This window comes from Streptomyces sp. NPDC001401, from assembly GCF_042895385.1.
Taxonomy (GTDB): Bacteria; Actinomycetota; Actinomycetes; order Streptomycetales; family Streptomycetaceae; genus Streptomyces.
Window position 1 is genome coordinate 38702 of the sequence record NZ_JBIAWI010000026.1, and the last position, 22468, is coordinate 61169.

Genomic DNA, 22468 nt, shown 5'->3' on the forward strand with positions numbered 1-22468 from the left:
TGTCCGGGTGACCTCGGCAAGTCGCCCGGAACGACCGGAGCTTCGGCGCAGGGGATGCGCACCCGTCCTAGTCCGCGCCGACCGAAAGATAGCGTTCGCCGGAATCGGGAAACACCGCGACGATCGTCGCCTGGGACCACTGTGGTTGCCGGGACAGGAGACGGGCGGCATGTGCCGCCGCCCCCGACGAGATCCCGGCGAGCAGTCCGGTGGCCCGGGTGATCTCCCGGCTCGTGGTGGCCGCGTCGTCGTCGGACACCGCGATCACCTCGTCGATGAGGGCAAGGTCCGTGATCTGCGAGACGTAGCCCGCACCGATCCCGGGGATGCAGTGGGGTCCCGCCTCGCCTCCCGAGAGGACGGCCGACCCGGTGGGCTCGACCGCGACCACATGCACCTCGCGTCGCTCCTTGAGGAACCGTGCGATCCCGGTCAGCGTCCCGCCCGTGCCGACCCCGCAGACGAGCACGTCCATGTCGCCCGCGGTGTCGCGCCACAGCTCGGGGCCGGTCGTCTCGTAGTGCGCCAGTACGTTGGCGGGGTTGGTGTCCTGGTGCGGAAGCCAGGAGCCGGGGGTGGATTTCTGCAGCCGCTCCGCGTACGCCCATGCGGCCGGCAGTCCGTCGCCATGGGGGACGAACTCGATCTCGGCCCCCAGCTTGCGCAGTATCAACTGCCGTTCCACGGTGGCGTTGTCCGGCATGACGATGATGCAGCGGTGACCGTGCAGTTGGCACAGCGCCGCAAGGGAGATGCCGGTGCTGCCGGACGAGCACTCGATCACCGTTCCGCCCGGCGGCAGTTGCCCCGATTGCCGGGCGGCGCGGAACATGTAGAGCGCCGCGCGGTCCTTGACGTTGGCGAGCGGGTTGAGCATTTCGAGCTTCGCCAGCGTCCGCGCGCCCGCCGCCGCGCCCGGCAGCCGGTACTGCAGCAGGGGGGTGCCGCCGACCAGTTCCTCCATGGACTGGTAGATCCGGCCGTGCGCGGTCATGAGACTGCCGCCCCGCGCGCTGCTGCCAGGTGCGCGGCGGCGGCCTGTTCGAGGTGGGTGATGTCGCTGGAGACGGTGGCGAAGGTGTAGCCGTCCGACAGCCACCGGGCCGCGCTCGTGCCGTCCATGCAGTGGATGCCTGCGGCGATTCCCGCCTGCCGTGCGGCGTCGGCGATGGCGGCCGTCGCTTCGAGCAGGGCCGGCTGCACCTCGGGATCGCCGAAGTACCGTCCGCCCAGTGCCACGGACAGGTCGGCCGGCCCCAGGTAGACGGCGTCCAGACCCGGTGTCGCGCAGATCTTCTCGAGGTCGGTCAGGGCGGCCAGCGTCTCGATCATGACGATGCAGACCACGCCCTCGTCGATCTCGGCCGGCACGTCACCGAGCCGGAACTGCGCCCGTACGGGGCCGGCCAGGCTGCGGGTCCCGGCGGGCCAGTGCCTGGTGGCCCGTACGGCGGTCTCCGCCTGCTCCGGCGATTCGACCATGGGCACGATCACGCCCCGCGCTCCGGTGTCCAGCGCGGCCCCGATGGCGATCGGGTCCACGGAGGGAACCCGGATCAGGCCCGCGGCGCGTTGCCCCGCGTCCACCGCCATCATCGCGGCGCTCCAGCCCGGCTGCGACAGCACCCCGTGCTGCCCGTCGACCCCGATGTAGTCATAGCCGAGCCGGGCGATGCGTTCGGTCGCGACCGGGTTGTCCCCCGAGATCCAGTACCCGGCAAGCGGCTCGCGGGCACGCAGCCGCCGCGCAAACGAATCCGGCAACGTCATGTCTCTTGCCCTCCCTCATCCCCGTCGTCGGCGTGGATCGTGTAGCTGCGTTTGCCGTCCAGGCCGACCGGCACATCGCCGGTGACCGAGACCCGGTGCAGCAGGCGCCGGTGGCCGTCGTAGTCGTCGACGCCGTAATGCTGTGTGCAGCGGTTGTCGAAGATGAGCACGTCTTTCGGCCGCCACTTCCAGCGGACCTGGTTCTCCGGGCGCAGTGCGTACGACTGCAGCACATCGATGATCGGCCGCGATTCGCGCAGGGTCATGCCGACCAGGCGCTGGGCGAAGCCGCCGAGGAACAGGGAGGGTTCGCCCGTCTCCGGGTGGACCCGGACGACCGGGTGCGCGGTCTCGAACCGCCTGGCCAAAAAGGCCCGGCGCACTGCGTCACCGCGCTGGGTGCCCAGGCGCGGCTGTTCCGCCCGGTTGGTGTGCACCGCCCAGAGCCGGTCGGCGATCTCCCGCAGTTCGGCGGGCAGATCCCGGTAGCCGGCCTCGCCGCTGGTCACCAGCGTGTCTCCGCCGTACGGCGGCAGCACCACGCTGCGCAGCGAGGTTGCCAGGGACGGGGTCTGGGTGAAGCTGATGTCGCAGTGCCAGTGGTTGGCCCGTTGGTCCTCGCCGTCCACGACGAGGACCTGGGGGCTGTGCTCGGCGGTGCGCATGAGCGGATGCCGGTGGGTGAGCGGGCCGAATCGGCCGGCGAAGGCCACCTGCTGCTCGTCACTGATCTCCTGATCGCGGAAGAACAGCACCTTGTGGTCGAGGAACGCCTGCTTGATCTCGCAGAACAGCTGATCCGGGATCGTGGCACCCAGGTCGATACCGGTGATCTCGGCGCCGATGCGGCCGCCGATGCGCCGGATGCCGATGCCGCTCATCCGCTCACCCCCTTTGTCTTTTTTGTGCTTTCCGGGCCGCCGCGGGCCTGCTCGTCCCATCCCCGCGCCAGCGCGTCCTCCAGGCCGTTGAGCACCGCGTACGCGTCGTGCACGAGCGTTGCGGGATCCGCCGACGTCAGGTAGAGAACTCCGCCGAGCCCCAGCTTCCCGCCGCTCTGCCGGTATTTCGGCATGGGCGTCCCGTCCGGGATCGTCAGTCCCGGCGCGGTCTCGATGCTCGTGCCGGGGCTCACCAGGGACGGCCAGTCGACCACGCGGCTGTCCCAGACCAGGTCCTTCGACCACGGCTCTCCCACGGCGTTCGTGGCGAGAAGGGACAGCGTGCACGCGGCCCCCTTGGCGTCCTGCGGGGTCAGCAGGGAACTGGGCGCCTCGACCGGGAGTCCGAGCAGCGCATCCGCCAGCATTCCGACCAGGTCGAGGCCGTAGACATGCTCCAGCTGCGCAAGGATCATGGCGCCGCCGAACCGGCCGGCGGACTCGATCAGCGCGAGCCCCCCGTCCGCCATCAGCTTGACCTCCGTGTGCGTGCCGCACGTCCGCAGACCGAGAGCGTCGACCGAGGCGCGGGCCACCGATTCGATCGCGCGCTGCAGCGGTACCGGGAGTTCGCACGGCGCGATGTTGCACAGCTCCATGAACGGCGGGATCGTCGGCAGCCTCGAGGTGATGCAGATCGGGTGATACACACCCTCGATGACCATTCCCTCCACGCTCAGATAGTCGCCGTAGCCGCTTTCGTCTTCCCACCACGACTGCGTCGTCCCCGGGATGATCTCCTCGACGAGGAAGTCGTTCTCCGCGCCCGGCACCTCCAGCATCAATATGTTCGCCGCGTCCGCCGCCCTCATCACCGCCGTCGCCTCCTGCCACGCCGCCGCGATCTGCTCCTGGCAGGAGATGACCAGCTGCGCGGTCGAGCCGGCGCCCCAGGCCGACTTGAGCAACAGCGGCGGCTGCAACTCGCCGAACGCCCGGCGCAGGTCCGCCGCCGAAGCCACCGTCCGGTACGCCGGCTGCGGCACTGCGGCCTTCTCCCACGCGGCCCGCATCAATCGCTTGTCGCGCGATGCCGCCGCCCCCGCGCCCGGGCCGGGAAGGCCCAGCCGGTCGGCCGCCCGTGCCACCGGGACCACCGTGTACTCCGACGGGCCGAACAGCGCGTGCGCACCGACCCGTTCGGCAGCGGCCACGATCGCGTCGACGAGTTCGTCGCCCTTGGGCCGCTGCTCATGGGCGGGATGGACCGAGGCGCACAACGCCTCCGCCTCGGCCGGCAGCGGCCGCAGTGCGAGCACGTGGACCTCTGCCCGGGCGGCCAGCCGGGGCAGCACGAAATCGATGGGCGGACCGCCCCGGCCGTGCACCAGCAGGATGCGCTTCGTCACCGGACTATTCCTTTACTCCGCAGAGAATGCTGTGCACATGGATCATCTCGGGAGGCCGCTTGTCCGCCTCATGGGTGATCGTCTCTATGGCGGTGAAACCGCATTCCTCCATCCACTGTCTGTAGGTGGAGACTTTCTGCGGCCCCCCCTCGGCCGTGCTGCAGCCAAGGAAATACGCCGGGAAGAAATCTGCCTGGCTCGACTCCTTCACGTCCTCCGGGTAGGTCGGGACCAGGGCATAGATCCGGCCACCAGGCTCCAGGCAGTCGTACACGGCGCGAAGCACCCGGAATACGTTTTCCTTGCCGAGCTGATCGAGGAAATGCTTTACGAGGACGACGTCGAAGCCTTCGGGAAGGCCGTCGTACACGTCGCCGCCGATGAAGGAGCAGGATTCCTCGACACCGTGCGCGCGGAAGTTCTCCAGCGCGTCCTCCCGCTTCTGAGGAAAATCGAAGCAGGCTACCTGCAGATTCTTTTCCGGGTTGTACTTGCGCGTCAGGATCGCGCCCAGTCCGGTATGTCCCGCCAGGTCGAGCACCTTGCTGCCGTACCCGATGTCGACGTTGTCGAAGAACCAGGGGTCGATGAGGGACGTCGTCTGATCCATCATCGCCGACCATGCTCCGCGCAGCTCGTCGTGTTCGGCGCACGCCTCGTAGAGGTCGCCGTGGAACCCGAAGATCTTTTCCAGGGCCACCACCTTTCCCGTCCGCACGCTGTCGGTCAGGTAGTAGAGCTGCCGCAGGCAGACTTCCTTGATCATGGTCATCAGGCGGACGGCCCGCGCGAACTCCTCGTCGGACAGGCGGGCGAGGCCGCTGGCCCGGTAGCCGCCGCTGCTCTGGTCGTAGGCGACGAGGTCTTCCTTGACGAGAAGGTGCAGCAGTTGCTCCACGGCATCCGGACGGACACCGGCCGCCTCGGCCATGCGTGCGGCCGCAAGCCCGGTGCCGTCATGCTTGCGGAGCTGGTCCAGGACGCCGAGCTCGTAGCAGGCGTACACGGTCATGAACCTGGTCGGGCCGACCGCAAGATCCCGGAACTGCTCCAGGACATGCTCGGGCCCCGCCGGCGGCCCCTCGGGCGGCGTGGTCATTTCGCTATCGCTTCCCACTGCTCGGGATTCCCGGCGTCGGCGAACATGGTGACCACCAGCTCGTCGGACGGCAGCTGTGCGGCAATCCTGCGCGCGACCAGCCAGTTCGCCGAGGCGGACGTGCCGATCCGGGTGCCGGTCAGGCTGAAGAATTCCGCGGCGCCCTCGAGTGCTTCCGGATAGGAGACCTGCTGGTGCGCGGCGACGTCGCTCTCGTACGCCTTCACGAACGGCTGCTTGAGGCCGTACCCGAGTCCGCCGGTGCCGCACAGCCCCTGGGGGGTCGCCGGGGCCCCGCCGTGCCCGTAGGGGGATTCGGCCGGCGTGACGCCCACCGCCCGGACGCCGGGACTGACGGTGCGCAGCATGTTCAGCACTCCGATGAGGGTCCCGCCCGTACCGATGGCGGCGACCCAGGTGTGCGGCTTGCGGCCGTCCAGCTGCCTGACGATCTCTGTGCCCGTGGTCGCCTGATGCATGGTCAGGTTGACGGGGTTGACGTGCTGGAACAGCATCTGCCAGGAGCCGTCCGAGTCCGCGATCCGCAGCGCCTGCCGGATCGTGCCGAGGAAGCCCTCCTCCTGCGGAGCGATGTCCACCGAGGTCCCGCGGGAGCGCAGCGTGTCCAGCACGCTCTGCGACGTGAACGACGCCACGACCAGACGCAGGGGGATTTCCGCTTCCGCGCACAGATAGGAAAGCGCCAGGCCCAGGTTCCCGCCCGAGTACTCCACCAGCCGGAGTTCCTCCGCCGGCCGGTTCCCGTGGCGTCTGATGGCCTCGCACACGAGCGCGTAGGCTACGCGGTCCTTTACCGAGCCCGCCGGGTTTCCCCATTCGCACTTCGCGAGAATTTTCGCACCACCGGGCTTCGACGGGACCTCGACGAGCGGCGTGTCCCCGAGCCGCTCACGAAATCTGGCCAGCCCTGGATACCGTTCATGGATGGCGGCCACGCTCTGCAGCTCGGTATCGGCGACGTGGCTGAACGGCTTCAGTAGTTCGTCCACTACCGGCGCCAAAATCTTCCGGACCTCGTCCATGAGAATTTCCTCTCCGCCGTCTCGTTCACGCCGGCGGCTTCCGCCGGCGGGGATGACGGGCGCCTCGCATGCATCACAGGATGTGCCGGGCAAAAAGGTCCGAGCCATATCCCATATTGCTGACACCCGGCGTGCCGCATGCATTCCACTCGGATTCGGGCGTTTCTCAAGCCGTGCTCGACCGGAGCGATATCACACAAGCGCACACTGCTGGTCGTGACAGCAGCCAGACGCCGGGCAGCGCCCGAGGCTCACGACGGCGCCACCCGTGCCTGCATCGAGCGGGCAATCGATCACATCTGGGAGAGGTACAGCGAGCCGGTCTCGCTGGACGAGCTCTCCAGGAGCGCCCTGCTCAGCCGCTTCCACTTCGCCCGAACATTCCGGGACATCACCGGCGTCACCCCGGGGCGGTTCCTCTCCGCGGTCCGCATCCACCAGGCAAAACGCATGCTGCTCAGCACCTCGAGGACGATCACGGACATCTCGTCCGCCGTCGGGTACCAGAGCCTGGGCTCGTTCACGAACTACTTCACACACAGCGTCGGCATGCCGCCGAGCCAGTTCCGTCACCCCGCGGAGGGCGCCGCGCTCCCTCTCCCCCCGACGGGGCGCCACCTGCATGCGGCACGCGGCACGGCGGCGGCCGTGACGATTTCCCTTCCCCGCGGATGCCCGGGGCTGCGCGTGTACGTGGGGATCTTCCCCTCCCCCATCCTCCAGAGCCCGCCGGTCGCCGCGAAGATCATCGATGCGGCCGGCGACCACACCGTGCGCTGTGTCCTGCCGAACGTGCCGCCCGGCACCTGGTTCGTCCATGCCGTCGCGGCCGCGCGCGCCACCGGCCTGGACCGACGCACCCGCCACCTGCTGTTCGTGGACCGGCGCGATGCGGTAGCAGCCGGCACGCGCGCGGCCCTTCGCGTAGCGATGCGCCTGCGGCCCCGCGAGCGGACCGATCCCCCGATCCTGCTCGCGCTGCCGGATCTGCGTGCGCCTGCCCTGTCCCGTCCAATCGCGGACCAGGCCGGCTGAACGGCCGCTCCGGCCGGCCCGGGCCGGACACCGGCTCCCCCCACCGCCCCTCAAGATGCCGAGGCATACATGATCACCGCCGACGTACACCGGAACCTGAAGCTGCGCATCGCCGTCGGGTTCGTCCGCAAGTTCCTGGACATCATGCTCGCCCCGCTGATGGTGATCCACTTCGCGCGCCTGTACGGCGCGGCGACGGCGGGGCTCATGACGCTCGCGATCGCCGTCGCCGTCGTCGGGTGCACGTTCGCCGGCGGCCACCTGTCCGACACCCTCGGCCGGCGCCCCACCCTCCTGCTCGGCGAGACGGGCAGCGCCGCGGCCCTCGTGCTGCTCGCGCTGGCGAACTCTGCGTGGTGGCACTCGGGAGGCGCGACCTTCTGCTGCTATCTGCTCAGCACCAGCCTCTTCGGCATCGCGGTACCCGCCAACGACGCGATGATGGTGGACGTCTCCACCCCCAAGACACGTGCGCAGATCTACACGATCAACTACTGGTCGATCAACGTCGCGTTCCTGCTGGGTTCCCTCCTGGGCGGCTTCGCCTTCGGCCAGTACTTCTTCGCCCTGCTGGCCGGCGCCGCCGTGCTGGCGGGCATCATCGCCCTGATCACCCTGGCCGCGATCAGCGAGACCGCGCCGCGCGGCCACGCCGGCCAGGTGCAGGACCGCCGATGGCTGAAGACACTGCTGGGCGGCTACATGACGGCGCTGCGCGACAGCGTCCTGGCCCGCCTGGTCCTGGCCGCCCTGCTGATCCGCAGCGTGGAGATCCAGATCTCGTACTACATCGCCGTGCGCCTCAGCGATGAGTTCGGGCGGCAACAACTCCTCGACATCGGCGGATGGCGGCCGACCGTCAACGGCGTCGAGATGCTCGGCATCCTCCGGGCGGCGAACACCCTCATCGTGGTCTGCCTGGCGCTGTTCGCCGCATGGCTGTTCCGCCGCCTGTCCGACCGGCAGCGCATCTTCGGCGGCATCGTCCTGTTCACGGCCGGATACATGGTGTGGGGGGCGAGCAACGCCCCCTGGCTGCTGCTCGCGGCCGCGGTGGTGCTCACCATCGGCGAGATCATGTCGGTGCCGATCCGGCAGGTCCTGCTGGCCGACCTGGTGCCCGCCGAGGACCGCAGCAGGTACATGGCCGTGTACCAGATCAACGTACAGCTGGGGATGATCGTCGCCTCGCTGTGCGTGACCATCGGCACGCTCGTCCCGGCGGCCGGGATGAGCGTGCTGTTCGGGCTCTTCGGAGTCGGCGCGATGCTCCTGTACCGGTCGCTCTTCCGCGAGCGGGACGCGCGCGCAGCCCTCCCGCAGCCCGTCCTCGCCCAGGAAAGCGCCCAGCCGTGACGAGGACGGGCCGCACAGCGACGGCCCGCTCACCCCGCGAGTGAAGGAAGCGCAGCGATGACAGACAAGATCCTCATGGTGATGCCGTGGCGGGCGTACGTGCGCAAGGCCACCGAGGAGGGCCTTCGGGTCTTCTCCATCTGGGACCCGGACCGCATCCCGCCGGACCACCGCGAGGAGGTCGCGCGGTACTCCGAGGAACTCCTGTTCACCGACTTCCGGGACGTGGCCGGGCTGCGCCGGCTGGTGGCCGAGACGGCCACGCGGCTGGGCGTCTCGCACGTGCTGCACCTGGGCAACGAGGACACCCAGCTGCCGGTCTGCGAGGAGGCGCAGGCGCTGGGGCTCGCCCCGAACCCGCCGGCGGCGCTGCGCGTCATCAACGACAAGACGGCGATGCGCCGGCTGCTGCGCGAGCGCGGTCTGTCGCCGGTGCGGTCCACCGTGGCCGCCTCGGCGCGCGAGGCCCGGGCGCTGTTGGCGCAGTCGTCGCCGTGCGAGCTGCCCGTCGTGGCCAAGCCGGCCCTGCTGTCCGGCAGCCGCGGCGTACAACTCATCCACGAGATGCGGGACTTGGACGACTGGCAGGAGCAGCTCGCCGACCAGCGCTATACGGGTCCCGTGCTGCTCGAGGAGTACCTGCGCGGGCCCGAGTTCAGCGTCGAGACGCTGACCGCGCAGGGAACCCACCACGTCGTGGGCGTCACGGCCAAGCGCAAGACACCGCCGCCCGGCTTCACCGAGATCGCGCACATGCACCCCGCGTCCCTGGCCGAACCCGATCGGGCGGCAGTCACCGACCTGGTCATCCGGTTCCTGGACGAGACCGGCTACCGGTTCGGCCCGGCGCACACGGAGGTCATCCTGACCCCGGGCGGCCCACGGATCGTCGAGTCGCAAAGCCGCGCCCCGGGCGACCGGATCCACCGGGCCATCGCGCTCGCCTCCGGGTTCGACATCGAGAAGGCCATCTTCCGCGCGCTCATCGGCAAACCGGTCCAGGTCGACGCCGCCCACCGGGTGGGGTGCGTCTCCTTCTTCCAGCTTCCTCCCGGACGGCTCGTCTCCGTCGAAGGGCTGGACGACATCCGCGCGCTCCCCTTCGTGCACGAGCTGAAGTTCCCCTTCACACCGGGCGACCGGGTCCCGGAGATCAGGAACTCCGCAAGCCGGCACGGCCATGTCGTCATCGACGCCGCGACCGAGCAGGAAGCGGACCGCCGGATCGCCCTCGTGCGCGGCCTGCTGCGCGCCACGACGGCCCCCGGCCCGTCGGACCGCTGATTCCGGGGCGGCCGGGGGCGCGCTCGGCGCCCCCGACCCCCCTCACCTCCCGATCCCGGCAGCCCGGCGTACGGGTCAGGGGCGGGCGCCGTGCGTCGTGCGCGGCTGAAGCCAGCGTCCGGTGGGGCTGCCGAACCTGCGCTCACCCGCGTCCCAGACCACCTCTCCGGCCCTGATCGTGGTCCGCACCCTGCCGGCCATCGTCCATCCCTCATAGGCCGACCAGCCGCATTTGGAATGGACGTCGTGCGCGGAGAGCATCCACGGATCGTCCGGGCCGAAGAGCGTCAGGTCCGCGTCGGCGCCCGGCTCCAGGCGGCCCTTGCCCGGCAGCTGGAACAGCGCCGCCGGCCTGGCCGCCAGGTGATCGACGAGCCGCGCGACGGCCACGTCGCCCGATTCGCCGGGCCAGCGGCGGCGCATCCCGGTCCAGACGGCGACGGCGAGTTCCTGCACGCCGGGGATCCCGGGCGGAGCGTCCGCTACCGGCAGAAGCTTCTCCGCCACCGTGTGCGGGGCGTGGTCACTGCCCAGGGTGGCGACCTCGCCGCTGCGCACGGCCGCCCAGAGCCGGTCCTGGTCGGCCGAGGAGCGGATGGCCGGCGACAGGCGGGTACGTGCTGCGGTCCGCAGTGTGTCGTGGTCGGTGAACGACAGATGGTGCGCGGTCACCTCGAAGGTCAGCGGCAGCCCTGCGTCGCGCGCGGCCGAGAGCAGGTCGGCCTCCTCCGCGCTGGACACGTGCAGGATGTGCGCCTGCGTTCCGTAGCGGCGCACCAGCTCGATGACCTCGGCCACGGCCGCGATGGCACCGCTGCGCGGCCGTGATCGTTCGTAGGCGGTGTAGTCCCGAAGCCGCCCCCGCCAGCCGTCGAGCAGCGTGAACAGGGTGTCCCGCTCGGCGTGCAGCACCAGTCGCACACCGCCGCCGGCGGCGGCGGCGAAGATCTTCTCCAGCCGGGCCTGGTCCCGCACGACCGTCGGCGCGGTCTGGTGCCCGGCCATGAAGACCTTGGCGCTGGTGGCGATCGCCGGGTCGAGATCGGCGAGCAGTTCGGGGCGGTCCGGGTCGGCGCCCAGATGGAACCGGTAGTCGACCAGCGACGACCCCGCCACCAGCGCGGCCTTCGCCGCGATCGCCTCCGGCGACAATCCCGCAGGCCTCGTGTTCGGCATGTCGATGACCGTGGTGACGCCGCCCGCCACGGCGGCCCGGCTGCCGTGCTCCCAGTCCTCCTTGTACTCCAGGCCCGGCGTGCGGAAATGCACATGCGAGTCGATCAGCCCGGGCAGGACGTACGCGTCGCCGGCATCGAGGCGCGGCACGCCCGGGGCGGCCTCGTCGATGTCGGTGACGGCGCGGATGCGGCCCGCGGAGACCACGACCGCGCCCGGCCGCACTCCCGTCGGCGTGACCAGGCGCCCGGTCACCACGAGGTCGGCGTCGTGCCGGTTCACTTCTCCCATGACTGGGCCACCAGCTCTCTGCACAGTTCATTGGTCGGGCCCATCAGGGCGACCGCGCGGGCATCGGCGATCAATCGGTTCAGCCGGTGGTCGACGACGTAACCGGCGGACCCGAGCATGCGGGAGACCTCGAGACACATGTGCTCGGCGGCGGCGGAGGCGTGCAGCTTGGCCTGCAGCGTGGTCCGGCCCGGATCGTCCGACGCTCGGTGGCCCGCGCGCGCGACGAAGGCGTGCGCCGACTCCAGCAGTGTGCTGAGCCCGACCATCTGGTGCCGGACGGCCTGGGCCCGTGCCGCGTCGAGGCGGGCGCGGTGCTCGGCGGCCAGGTCGTACGCCGCCTGGGCGATGCCGGCCGACACCGCGCCGAGTGTCGCGCCGCTTTCCCGCACGCCGGCGATGAGGGCCGTTGCCTGTCCGAGCGGTCCCAGGCGATCGCCGTCGGTGACCTCGCAGTTGCCGAGCCGGACGAAGCCGGTGGCGGATCCGCGCATGCCGACCAGGTCCAGGCTCGGATCGGGGATCAGTCCCGGGTTGTCGCCGCGCACGAGGAAGAAGCTCTGGCCGGCCGAGCCGTAGCTGCTGTGCGGGTCGTCCTGTGCCGTGGAGGTCTGTACGAGCACGAGGTAGAGGTCCGCGACACCGGCGCCGGTGGTGAACGACTTCGCGCCGTTCAGCAGCCATCGGCCGCCCGGGAGCCGCTCGGCGAGGGAAGCCAGCCGCTTCTTGGCGGCACCCGCCCCCGTCTCGCTCCACGCCGAAGCGGCGAGGAACTCGCCCGCGGCCAGGGCCGGCAGGAACCTCGCCTTCTGCTCGTCGGTGCCCCACTCGTCGATACGCGCGCACACCGCGAAATGCTGGAACAGGATGATCGCCACGGACGGGTTCACCGTCGCCGCCTGCGCCACCACCCGGTTGACAGCCGCGGCATCCCCCCCGGCGCCTCCGTACGCCTCGGGGACTGCGGTGGCGAGCAGTCCCGAGGCCCGCAGCTTCGACAGCACCGCCGTGTCGGGCCTGCCGGTGACGGCGGCTCGGGCATCGGACTCGCGCAGCATGTCCAGAGTCGGCGGCGAGAGGGTGGGTCCGACCGTGCGGACGACGTCCTGGGTGCGAATCAGGCCGGTAGCGACAGACATTCTCCGAACTCCCTGGGTTGGAAATAGGTGAGCGATTCAGGGAAGAACGAGCCGTGGAAGCGGACGGTCTTGTTGCCCACGGCGACCCAGGCGAGTTCGGTTCGTCCGTCGCCGACCCGGGTGGTGGCGGTCACCGCCGTGCTTCCGCCCGTGGTCAGGATGTTCACCTGCCCGCCGAGACTGCCCGCCTCCCGTGCCGCGAGCCAGGGAACCGTCTGCGGGATGCAGCTCGCCGCCCCCAGGCAGACCGCTCCGGTCAGCGCCAGCGTGGGGTGCCAGCCGGGTACGGTCACGGCCCGGGCCGCTATCCGGCCGGGTCCGTCGGGAACCACGACCGCGATCTTGGGGAACGCGCCGTCGGCCGGCCAGTCGAACAGCCGGGCCGCCGCTTCACGAATCCGTTGCAGCCGGTCGAACAGGCCGGCCCCCGCGGCGAACAGTTCCGCGGAGTCGGACACCCCGGCGTCCTGCGCCCCGACGAAGACGTACGGGTTGCCGGAGGAGACCAGGGAGACGGTCACCTTCTCGTCCTCCACGTCGAGGATCGTCTGCGGCTCGTCCCGCAGCAGCAGACCCGACACCGGGATGGGGGGCGTGTGCAGGAAGTACATCGTGCATCGGGCGGTGTCCCGGTCACTCTCCTCGGTCTCGCACACGAGGTGGTCGCCGTTGTTGAGGACGCGCACCCGGGCACGGTCCCCGGGGCCCTGACGGGGGATCATCCCGGACCGTCCGGCGGCCATCACGGAGCACAGCACGGAGTGCCCGCACGAGCCGCGCAGGTCGAACCGTCCCACACCGTCGGGCAGCGCCTGGATGAAGCGGTAGTCGAGATCGAACAGCGGATGCGACGAGGGCTCGATCAGCGCGATCTTGAGGATGTGCGCCCCGCCGGCCAGCACCAGCCGCCGGCGGACCTCGGTGAGGGCCTCAAGGAGCGGCCCGCTCTCTCTGGGGAACTGCTGCGCGTCGAGGACGAGCGTGGGGCAGGGCGCCCCGGACGCGTAGGCGATGTGACCGATCACGCGACCATCGCCCCCGTCGCGCCCCCTGCCCGTGCGCCCGGCCGCCCGAACAGCTCCCGCCAGACCTCGTGCACCAGCAGGGCCCATATCGTCAGTGCCGCGGTGTCGTCCGGACGGCCGGCCTGCACGCGGAAAAGGTTGCGTACGGCGCCGGGGTCGATCTGGCCCGCGCAGCGCAGCCGGCTCGCGCCCAGCGTGTCCTGGGCGTAGTCCCACAGCGGCCGCCCCGGGGCGAGCATCGCGGTCAGGGGCAGGGTGAAGGGCTGCTTGGGGCGGTTCAGTACGTCCTGCGGCAGCAGTCCGGACGCGGCGCCGTACAGCGCCCGCTTCACCCGCCCGCCGCTGATGCGCATGCGGTCGGGCAGCGCCCGGCCGAAGGCGACGATGTCGCGCTGGCAGTACGGCAGCCGCACCTCCACCGAGTGCGCCATGCTCAGGTGGTCCACGCGGCGCAGGTGGTAGGCGGGCAGGCGGTACTCCATCTCGAATGCGGTGATCCGTCCCAGCGGGTCGTCGCCGTCGTCGCGCAGAAGTTCACCCGCCCTCTGGGGAAGCGGTGCCGTGCGGTCCACCTCGGCGGCGTAGTCCTTGGTGTAGAGCCGGCCGCGCAGCCGCGCGGGGGCGACGGCGAGGGCATCCAGGTACGCCGCACGCCACGCTGCGGGGGCCTGCGCCGCCGCGCGCATCCGGTCGTAGCCGCCGAAGACCTCGTCCGCGCCGTCGCCGGTCAGCGCGACCTTGAAGCCGGCCTCCCGCACGGCGCTGAACAGGGCGTAGGTGCTGAGCGTGATCGGGTCGGCGTTCGGCTGGCCCAGGTGCCACACGACGTCCGCCATCAGGTCGGGGAAGGTGGCCGGATCGATTTCCACCTGGTGGTAGACCGCTCCGGTCCGCTTTGCGATCTGGCGCGCGTAGGACCGCTCGTCCCCGGGCCAGGAGCCCTTGTAGGAGAGGTTGAAGGTGTGCAGGTCGCCGCCGCCCTCGGCGGCGAAGGCCGTGACCAGGCCGGAGTCGAGCCCGCCGGACGTGATCGAGGCGAGCGGGACGTCGGCCACCCGGAGCCGGCGCACCTCGCTGTGCAGCATCGCGCGCAGCCGGCCGGTGGTGTCCTCGCCGGGCAACGGGCCGGGCGGGGGCGGGTCGCGACGCAGGACGCGCAGCCCCGAGGCCTGGTCACAGACCGCCGTGGCCGCCGGCGGCAACACCTTGATGTCGGCGAACATCGTCTGCTCGCCGAAGGGTGTCCTGGTCGCGAGGTAGGCCTCCAGGCCCGGCGTCCAGACGGTGCTCGACACCGCGTCGAACGCGAGCAGGGCGGGGATCTCCGAGGAGAAGTGGAGCGCCCCCGATGCCGGGTCCCACCGGTAGTACAGCGGCTTCATGCCCACGTGATCGGTGGCGAGCACGAGCCGTGGCTCGACGCGCCGGTCGAGGACGGCGATCGCGTACATGCCGTCCAGGTGCTCGGTGAAGCCGTCGCCGTACACGTCGTACAGCGCCGGGAGGATCGACCCGTCGCAGCGGTCGGGAAAGGTGTAACCCCGCGCGCGCAGCCGCTGCCGAAGCTCGTCGTGGTTGTAGATCTCTCCGTTGAAGACGACTTTTATACGGCCGTCCGCAAGCTCGTACGGCTGCTGTCCGCCGTCCGGATCGACGATGGCCAGCCGGTTGTTCCCGACGGACCACATCGCGTCGTGCGCGCTGCCCCCACCGTCGGGGCCGCCGTGCCGCTGAAGTGCGCCGACCGTCTGAAGTTCGTGTGCAGTCACCACGCCGTTGAAGTGGCCAAATATCCGACACATCGCCCGACTCTCGCCTGTGTGAGTTGATGGGGGAACTGGACTTTCGGTACCGATGCGACGGCAGGTCGACCTCAATTGCGCCCAGTTGACCAGCACGGCCTAGAAGCGGGCTGGAGCGGCGGCCCGGGCGCGGTCTCGCCGTGGTGTGCCGAGGCGCCGACACCATGGCCGATGCCACGGCGGGTGAGGGGACAACGGGTACGGAAGGCGGGCAAGTACCGGAGAGGAACAAGGAGTTCGGCAGGTTCGGCGCCCGGGGCATCACGGGGCACGAGGCGCTCGCCGTCGAAGCAGAACCTGGAGCGGATCGACGCCGCCTGCCGCACGGTGCGGCGCACGAATGCCGCCCACCATCTCCCGGGCCGCCTCAACCGCGCCGGCCGTGCAACCCGCGTCGAGTTCCCTCCGCTCAATCAGGCGCAGGTCCGCGCCCCCTGCAGCGCGTCGTCGGCTACCGCACGCTCCATGTCCGCCACTGGGACCGCATCGAGTGGGCGAGTACGAGTACGTGACGAACATCGGGTTCGCGGCCGGAGCCGGGACCGGCGAACCGCGCGTCACGCCGGGCATGTTCTGTGCCCAAGGGGGGCGGCGGGCGGACCTGACATAGTCCGCAAGGATCCCCCGAGTTCAGAGCCCGGCAGCCTCGTCGGCTGCCGGGCACGTCGTCACCTCTGCCGTGGCCCGGCCGCCACCCTGCGGCCGGGGCTGACGCCGGGCGGCCGTCAGGGGCCCAGCAGCAGCGGCAGCTCCTCGCTGACCAGCTCGATATTGCGGGCCGTCAGGTCGTCCGGCATACCGGCGATGCTCGCCCAGAAGATCAGGTGTTCCACCGGCAGCCCCTCGGTCGTCTCCTTGATCTGGGCGGCGGCGTCCGCGGGGGTGAGGATCTTCAGGGCTCCCCAGGGGGCGTTGGAGGTCCGGTTGCGGAACTCGTCGGGGTGGATGATCGGCGGCCGGGGCCTGTCGGTGCCCTCCACCGACGACTGCCGGTAGCTGTTCATCTGGTGGGCGAGGAAGGGCGCGACGCGTGCCCAGGCCTCGTCGGGGTCGTCGGCGAGGATGATCGGCAGCAGGCCGCAGACCCGCGCGGTCGCCGGGTCGTGGCCGCCCTCGACCAGCCCCTCACGGTAGTGCGGGAACAGCTCGTGGGAGAGGTGCAGCAGCCCGATGCCGAGCCGGCCGGCCATCCGGGCGCCGCGGGGTCCGTAGAAGCCGCCCCACAGCGGAACGGGGTCCTGGATTGGGCCCGGGGTGACGCCGCCCTCCTCCCAGAGCCGGCGGACCTCGCGGATGTGCTCCTCGGTCAGCCTGAAACGCCGCGTGAAGTCCGCGTCCATCAGGCCGTATTCGGGAACCCGGTAGCCGGCGCCCATGCCCAGTTCGAGGCGTCCGCCGCTCACGAGGTCGACGATCGCCGCCTCCTCCGCGAGCTGGGCGGGCTTGCGCAGCGCGGGCAGCACCACCGAGGTGCCGATCCGGGCGCGGCGGGTGCGGGCCGCGGCGGCCGCGGCGAAGGTCAGCGGCTGCGGCAGATAGCCGTCCTCGAAGAGGTGGTGCTCGGTGAACCACAGTCCGCCCACGCCCCGCCGGTCGGCCTCTTCGCAGAATTCCAGGTTCTGCGCGTAGTGGTCGGCCCAGGGGCGCTTCCAGCCCTGCGGGTTTCGCAGGTCGAAGAGAAGTCCTACATCCATTCTGAAATCCCCATTCACGGGAGCAGGCCGACCGCGGGTCAGGCCTCGCAGAGCCCCTCGACGGCGATCTTCCCGAAGATGTGCGCGTACGACACGATGTCGTCGGGGACCTGGGCGGACATGGCCTGGAACTCCGGGTTGCCGAGCGCTGTGGCGAGGGCCTCGGTCGACTCCCAGTTCGCTATGTTCATGAACAACTGGCTGCCCGCCGTGCCCTGGTGCATCTGCAGGGAGACGAACCCCGGCTGCGCCTTCATCAGCTCGGCCTGCTTCGTCCAATGGGCCAGGAACGACTCGGACTTGTCCTTCGGGACGACGAAGACGTTGGCCAGGACGATCGGACCGGTCTTCGCCTGGAACTGCGCGAACATCGGCGTGGTCGGGTCCAGGTTCTCCAGCTTGGCCATGTGTGACTCTTCCTCTCGGTCGTGATGCGTCAAAGCCTCGTCAGGCCGCGCGGATGCCCTGCGCGAAACTGAAGAGACCGTCGGGGTCGTAGCGGTTTTTGACCTTCACCAACCGCGGATGGTTCTCGGCGTAGTAGGAGGTCTTCCAGTCGGCCAGTTCCGGATCGATGAAGTTCTGGTAGGCCTCGCCCGAGGAGAGCGGGTCGATGGCCGCGAAGCCCGCGTCGACCCAGGCCCTCGCGGCGGCCCGGAGCTCGTCGGTGACCGGCCCCTGCGCCATGAAGCCCTGGAAGTTCACGGAGAAACGGCTGTCGCGGTGCACGAACGCCGTCTCGGTGCGGTCCAGGTCCCCAACGGCGCCGTCGATGGGCAGCACCTGGAGCCCGTGGGTCTGGCCACCGGACACCCGCTGCTCGTCGAAGAGCGCCAGGATGCGCGCCCAGCCGTCCCTGGGCACGGCGTCACGCACGAGGCGGCTGCGCTCCAGCGCGAACGCGGTCCGGGGCAGCTGCCCCTGCGGGAAGGCGCCCGCCCGGTGGCACTGTTCGGTGGTCTTGTCCCCGCAGCCGAAGATCCCCGTCATCAGGTCGCGGTAGGGCAGTACGGAGGTCTGCCGCGAGGCCGGTGTGCCGGTCAGCAAGTCCAACCGGGCCAGTTCCGCGTCGAGTTCGGCCGGGGTTCCGGTGGAGACCACGATGATCGCCGGGGTCGGGACCTTGCCCGCAGCCGCGTCGGCGAGGGTGACCACCGCCGCCGAGCCGATCGTGCGGGGGCACTCGGGCAGCCACCGGGCGTAGCCGTCGAGCATGTCGAGCGCCTGGTCGTAGGTGTAGGCGAGGGTCGCCGTGGCCACTTGCGACAGGGCGGTCGGGGTCAGCGTGTACGAGGTGACGATGCCGAAGTTGCCGCCTCCGCCGCCGCGCAGCGCCCAGAACAGGTCCGGGTGCTCTTGTGCGCAGGCCGTGACGGTCTGTCCGCTCGCCAGCACCACCGTCGCGGAGGTCAGCGCGTCACAGGCCATGCCGAGCGTGCGGGTGAGGAACCCGAGCCCGCCGCCCTGGATGAACCCGCCGGCGGCGACGGTCGGGCACGCGCCGCCGGTGACGGCCAGGCCCGATGCGGCCAGTGTGTTCAGCACGTCGACGTTCTGTGCGCCGGGCCCCAGCGTCACCGAACCGGCGCCGGCCCGGACCGAGTTGAGCCGCGACACGTCCACCACCAGGCCGGTGCCGGTGGAGTACCCGCCGGCGCTGTGGCCGCCGCTGCGCACCGCCGGGGCCAGTCCGTTGTGCTGGGCGAAGGCGAGGCACAGCGCCGCGTCCCGCGCGTCTGCGCAGTAGGCGACGGCCTGCGGGGCGATGGTGTCGAACTGCGACAGGGCCAGCTGTCTGGCGGTCGCGTACCGGGGATCGGAGGGCAGGACCAGGTCGCCGCTCAGGTGCCCGCCCAGCTGGCTCCAGGCAACGGCGGTGACCTGGCGCGGGGCGCGGGGGGCGGGAGCTGCCGCGGCGACGGCCCCGGCGGCCGAGGCCCCCAGCAGTGCCCGACGGGTGATCATGAGAGCACCTCCGTGGTGCGGTTCGGTGTCCCGGCCCCTGCGGCCCCTCCGGCCGTTTTGGGGGGTGCTTCGATGCCGGCGTCCAGACCGCCGAGCCGGGTGGCGAGCAGCTCGCGCACCGCCCGGTGGCCGAGGAGTTCGCCGAACAAGGAGCGCACGGGCTCGATCTCCGGGCCGCCGAGCATGACGAGGGTCTGGGCCTCGATGATCGCCATGGCGCGGCGGCCGGCCCGGTGCCGCTCCTGGTGGTAGGAGTCGAGGAGCCCGGCCGGTGCGGTGCCCGCGACCTCGGCGGCGAGCTTGTGGCCCAGGTCGAAGGCGTCCTGCAGGCCGAGGTTGATGGCCTGTCCGCCGACCGGCAGATGGCGGTGGGCGGCGTCCCCGGCCAGCAGCACCCGTCCTTTGCGGTACTGCGCGGCCTGCCGGCTGACGTCACCGAAGGCGTTCACCCACACCGGGGTGCCGGAACTGATGTCCTCCCCGGTCACCCGCGACCACGCCCGTACGACCTCGTCGAAGGCGGGCGCGGCACTGCGGACCACGGGTGCCCGCCCGTACTCGTGCACCATGACCCGGGTCAGTCCGTTCCGGGTCGCGGCGACCGCGAAGCCGCCGGGCAGCCGCTCAAAGCGGCGGTCGGGGATGTCCACCCCCCTCACGTCGCAGCGCAGCAGCTCGCGGCGGGCGTCCCGGCCGGGGAAGGCGAAGCCGGCCAGGGCGCCGACCGTGCTGTGTTCGCCGTCGCAGCCCACCACGTACTCGGCGGTCAGCCGCACCCGCCGCCCGTCCGGCACGAACGCCTCGACGGTGACGCCGTCCTCGCTCTGCCGCAGGGCGCAGACCTCGTGCTCGCGGCGGATGTCGGCGCCGAGCTCGCGCGCCCGCTCGCCCAGCAGGGCCTCGATGCGCGCCTGCGGCACCTTCCACTGGCCCGCGAACGACGAGGGCTGGCTGTCCAGGTCGAGGGGCAGGCCGCCGAAGTGCCCCCGGGGTTCGCGGGGCACGGTGCCCAGCGTCGCCAGCAGGCCGCGCTCGTCCAGCAGCTCCATGGTGCGGGCGTCCAGGGTGGTGGCCCTGGATTCCGTCGTCGGTGCCTCGAGGCGCTCGAGCACCGTCACCTCGGCCCCGCCGGCGCGCAGTTCACCGGCGAGCGCGAGCCCGACGGGCCCGGCACCGACGACGATGACCCCACTGCTCATGTCAGCCCCGGCCTTCGGCGTGGTCCTTGGCGTACCCCGGCGTGGCGCGGCCGTTGCCGCTCAGGGCGTGCTTGACGCACACCCGGGCCCCGGGCAGGCCCGCGCCCGCCTTGAGGACCTCCTCGATGGTGGCGGGGTTGTGGGTGGCGCCGTCCTTTGCACGGGTGTCCCTCCGCAGCACCCGGAGGCCGGGCGCGATGACCCCGGTGCCGCTGCTCACGGCCCCTCGCTCGTTCACTTGGCGTTCCAGTGGTAGAAGCGCTGCGCCATCGCGTCGGCGGGCGAGCGCCAGGTGGCCGGGTCGTAGGCGTCGATGAACGGCTTCAGATCAGCGCTGACGTTCGTGAACAGCGGGTGGCTCTTGGCCTCCTCGATGGCCGCGCCGCCATCGTCGGAGTCGAAGTCCTGGAGGTGGAAGTACAGGCCGCGATAGCTGAACAGCTGACGGCGGCGGGTGCCCATGAGCCCCGGCATCTCAGTGGTGTCGAACTCCCCGAAGATGCGGGCGACGTCGCCCTGCGACGACGGGTCCATACGGGCAACGATCAAGGTGCTGTGCATCAGTCCTTCTCCTCATTCGACAGCGGTTACTGACGGACCGTCGCGAGACGCTTCGTCCCGAACCAGCGGGCCAGCGCGTCGGGCAGCGGCCCGCATCCGGGGGCCGCCCAGGCGACATGGCCGTCCGGGCGGATCAGCACGGCGGACGTCTGGGCGAGCGGGCACCCGTCGGGGAGGCGGTGCGGGGCCGCCGTCACGAGGTCGACCCGGTCGGCCCACGGCTCCGCGCTGCGGCGCAGTTCCGGATCGTCGGCCAGGTCGAGGAGCACCCCGCGGCCGGTCCGCAGCCCGGCGACGGTGGTCGTCGGGCCGTCCGGTCCCAGCAGCTCCCGCTTGGGGATGCGGGCGCCGAGCAGCGGGTGCGTGCCGGGGCCGACGTCGTAGCGGACGTCGAGACCGCTGACCATGCCGGCCAGATGCCGGCGGACCTCGGGAAGTTCCATCAGGTCCGCGAGCACCTCGCGCAGCGGTTCGCCCTCCGCTCCGCTCAGGTAGAGCACGCCCTGGGCGAGCGTGTTGAGCAGGAGCCGGGCGCCGACGGGGTGGCGTTCGGTGTGGTAGGAGTCGAGCAGGTCGGGACCGGCCGTGCCGGACACCACGGCGGCGAGCTTCCAGCCGAGGTTCATGGCGTCCTGCACACCGACGCTCAGTCCCTGCCCGCCCACCGGGAGATGGGTGTGGGCGGCGTCACCGGCCAGCAGCACGCGGCCCCGGCGGTACTCGGTGGCCTGGCGCGTCGCGTCGCCGAAGGAGCTGATCCATTTCGCGGTGCCGCCACGGAGGTCCTCGCCCGTCAGACGCTCCCAGGCGTCCGCCAGTTCGGCGAACTCCGGGGGGCGGGTGCGCCGGCGGGGCGGGACGCCGTGCTCGCACACCACGATGCGGTCGACGCCGCCGCCGATCGGGACGGACATCACCATCCCGGCCGGCACCCGCTCGCCGATCGGGCGCGGCCGCAGGGCGCATCCGGCCACATCGGCGATGTGCATCTCGCGGGTCGAGGGGGTGCCGGGGAACTCGAATCCGGCGGCGCCGCGCACAAAGCTGTGCCCGCCGTCGCAGCCGACCAGGTAGCGGCAGCGCAGCAGGCGCGGCCCGTCGGCAGTGGCGGCCTCGACCCGCACGCTGTCCCCGTCGTCGTGCAGGCCGACCACCCTCCAGCCGCGCCGGACGTCGGCGCCCAGCTCCGCCGCCCATCCCCCGACCACCTGCTCGGTGCGGGCCTGCGGGACACTGCGCGCCCCGAAGTGGGCGTCCGCCAACACGCTGTAGTCGAGCGGGATTCCACCGAAGTGCCCCGACGCGCTGATGCCCAGCTCGCCGAAGCGCGGCAGCAGCCCGCGCTGGTCGAACAGCTCCACCGCGCGGGCGGTGAAGCCCAGGCTCCGGGACTCCCCCGAGGGCTGCTCCAGCCGGTCAAGGACGAGCACCTCGACTCCGCCGAGGCGCAGTTCCGCGGCCAGCACGAGCCCCACGGGGCCCGCGCCGACGATGATCACCGGAGCGTCCATGGCGCCTCCTCGGCAGGCGGGAATCGCGGCAGGCAGCCGCGCACAGGAAAGTCGGTGGTACGGGCAGCGACGATGCTGCGGGTCATTACCGCCAGGACAGCGCCATCAATTCAACGAATTCGGATACGTCGGGCACACGTCCTGCCGCGAATGAGAGTGGCATCGCGCCTGTCCGAATGTCAACGGCCAATTTCCGTCCGGCAATTCTCGACCGCGCCTCCGTTTCGC

20 protein-coding genes are annotated in these 22468 nt (G+C 71.1%); 3 read left to right on the forward strand and 17 right to left on the reverse strand.

Annotation, left to right across the window (positions count from 1 at the left end):
• Positions 1–67: 67 nt before the first annotated feature.
• The 6 genes from ACFY10_RS49545 to ACFY10_RS49570 are packed head-to-tail and all read right to left on the reverse strand — an operon-like array spanning position 68 to position 6346.
• On the reverse strand, positions 68–994 hold the full coding sequence (locus tag ACFY10_RS49545; RefSeq protein WP_390671994.1) for a PLP-dependent cysteine synthase family protein: 927 nt from the start codon (positions 992–994) through the stop codon (positions 68–70).
• Complete coding sequence (locus ACFY10_RS49550) at positions 991–1770, reverse strand: HpcH/HpaI aldolase/citrate lyase family protein (RefSeq protein ID WP_390671995.1); 780 nt, start codon at positions 1768–1770, stop codon at positions 991–993. Before ACFY10_RS49550 ends, ACFY10_RS49545 begins: the two co-directional genes overlap by 4 nt.
• On the reverse strand, positions 1767–2651 hold the full coding sequence (locus tag ACFY10_RS49555; RefSeq protein WP_390671996.1) for a TauD/TfdA dioxygenase family protein: 885 nt from the start codon (positions 2649–2651) through the stop codon (positions 1767–1769). The genes ACFY10_RS49550 and ACFY10_RS49555 overlap by 4 nt, the downstream gene beginning before the upstream one ends.
• A complete protein-coding gene (locus ACFY10_RS49560) occupies positions 2648–4060 on the reverse strand; it encodes an acetyl-CoA carboxylase biotin carboxylase subunit family protein (RefSeq protein ID WP_390671997.1) in 1413 nt (470 codons plus the stop codon). The genes ACFY10_RS49555 and ACFY10_RS49560 overlap by 4 nt, the downstream gene beginning before the upstream one ends.
• A gap of 4 nt (positions 4061–4064) precedes the next feature.
• Complete coding sequence (locus ACFY10_RS49565; protein ID WP_390671998.1) at positions 4065–5159, reverse strand: methyltransferase; 1095 nt, start codon at positions 5157–5159, stop codon at positions 4065–4067.
• Positions 5156–6346 (reverse strand): pyridoxal-phosphate dependent enzyme, encoded by a 1191-nt coding sequence (locus tag ACFY10_RS49570; protein ID WP_390671999.1) that lies wholly within the window; start codon positions 6344–6346, stop codon positions 5156–5158. The genes ACFY10_RS49565 and ACFY10_RS49570 overlap by 4 nt, the downstream gene beginning before the upstream one ends.
• Before the next feature lie 72 nt (positions 6347–6418).
• Between ACFY10_RS49570 and ACFY10_RS49575 the strand changes: the two genes are divergently transcribed.
• The 3 genes from ACFY10_RS49575 to ACFY10_RS49585 all read left to right on the forward strand — a co-directional run bounded on the left by ACFY10_RS49575 (position 6419) and on the right by ACFY10_RS49585 (position 9877).
• Positions 6419–7237, forward strand: coding sequence for a helix-turn-helix transcriptional regulator (locus ACFY10_RS49575; RefSeq protein WP_390672000.1), 819 nt, complete (start codon positions 6419–6421; stop codon positions 7235–7237).
• 69 nt (positions 7238–7306) lie between these two features.
• Positions 7307–8593 carry an MFS transporter gene (locus ACFY10_RS49580; protein WP_390672001.1) on the forward strand — a complete coding sequence of 429 codons (1287 nt, stop codon included), beginning with the start codon at positions 7307–7309 and terminating at the stop codon, positions 8591–8593.
• 57 nt (positions 8594–8650) lie between these two features.
• Complete coding sequence (locus ACFY10_RS49585; protein WP_390672002.1) at positions 8651–9877, forward strand: ATP-grasp domain-containing protein; 1227 nt, start codon at positions 8651–8653, stop codon at positions 9875–9877.
• Between the two features lie 75 nt (positions 9878–9952).
• Here ACFY10_RS49585 and ACFY10_RS49590 read toward each other — a convergent pair whose 3' ends face one another.
• From ACFY10_RS49590 to ACFY10_RS49640, 11 genes are all read right to left on the reverse strand, one after another.
• The gene (locus ACFY10_RS49590; protein ID WP_390672003.1) at positions 9953–11344 is read right to left on the reverse strand and encodes a dihydroorotase family protein; all 1392 of its coding nucleotides are present in this window, start codon (positions 11342–11344) and stop codon (positions 9953–9955) included.
• Positions 11332–12483, reverse strand: coding sequence for an acyl-CoA dehydrogenase family protein (locus ACFY10_RS49595; protein WP_390672004.1), 1152 nt, complete (start codon positions 12481–12483; stop codon positions 11332–11334). The genes ACFY10_RS49590 and ACFY10_RS49595 overlap by 13 nt, the downstream gene beginning before the upstream one ends.
• Positions 12462–13508 carry a PrpF domain-containing protein gene (locus ACFY10_RS49600; RefSeq protein WP_390672005.1) on the reverse strand — a complete coding sequence of 349 codons (1047 nt, stop codon included), beginning with the start codon at positions 13506–13508 and terminating at the stop codon, positions 12462–12464. Before ACFY10_RS49600 ends, ACFY10_RS49595 begins: the two co-directional genes overlap by 22 nt.
• Positions 13505–15310: an asparagine synthase (glutamine-hydrolyzing) gene (gene asnB, locus ACFY10_RS49605; protein WP_390672006.1), complete on the reverse strand. Its 1806-nt coding sequence runs from the start codon at positions 15308–15310 to the stop codon at positions 13505–13507. The genes ACFY10_RS49600 and asnB overlap by 4 nt, the downstream gene beginning before the upstream one ends.
• Before the next feature lie 725 nt (positions 15311–16035).
• Positions 16036–17004 carry an LLM class flavin-dependent oxidoreductase gene (locus tag ACFY10_RS49610; RefSeq protein WP_390672007.1) on the reverse strand — a complete coding sequence of 323 codons (969 nt, stop codon included), beginning with the start codon at positions 17002–17004 and terminating at the stop codon, positions 16036–16038.
• A 38-nt stretch (positions 17005–17042) separates the two neighbouring features.
• Positions 17043–17411, reverse strand: a complete 369-nt coding sequence (locus ACFY10_RS49615; RefSeq protein ID WP_390672008.1) for an antibiotic biosynthesis monooxygenase family protein — start codon at positions 17409–17411, stop codon at positions 17043–17045.
• Between the two features lie 40 nt (positions 17412–17451).
• Positions 17452–18969 (reverse strand): FAD-binding oxidoreductase, encoded by a 1518-nt coding sequence (locus tag ACFY10_RS49620; protein WP_390672009.1) that lies wholly within the window; start codon positions 18967–18969, stop codon positions 17452–17454.
• On the reverse strand, positions 18966–20168 hold the full coding sequence (locus ACFY10_RS49625) for an FAD-dependent monooxygenase (protein ID WP_390672010.1): 1203 nt from the start codon (positions 20166–20168) through the stop codon (positions 18966–18968). Before ACFY10_RS49625 ends, ACFY10_RS49620 begins: the two co-directional genes overlap by 4 nt.
• A gap of 1 nt (position 20169) precedes the next feature.
• A complete protein-coding gene (locus tag ACFY10_RS49630) occupies positions 20170–20388 on the reverse strand; it encodes a hypothetical protein (protein ID WP_390672011.1) in 219 nt (72 codons plus the stop codon).
• Positions 20389–20402: 14 nt separating this feature from the next.
• On the reverse strand, positions 20403–20729 hold the full coding sequence (locus ACFY10_RS49635) for a TcmI family type II polyketide cyclase (protein WP_390672012.1): 327 nt from the start codon (positions 20727–20729) through the stop codon (positions 20403–20405).
• 26 nt (positions 20730–20755) lie between these two features.
• Complete coding sequence (locus ACFY10_RS49640; protein WP_390672013.1) at positions 20756–22240, reverse strand: FAD-dependent monooxygenase; 1485 nt, start codon at positions 22238–22240, stop codon at positions 20756–20758.
• Positions 22241–22468: the final 228 nt, after the last annotated feature.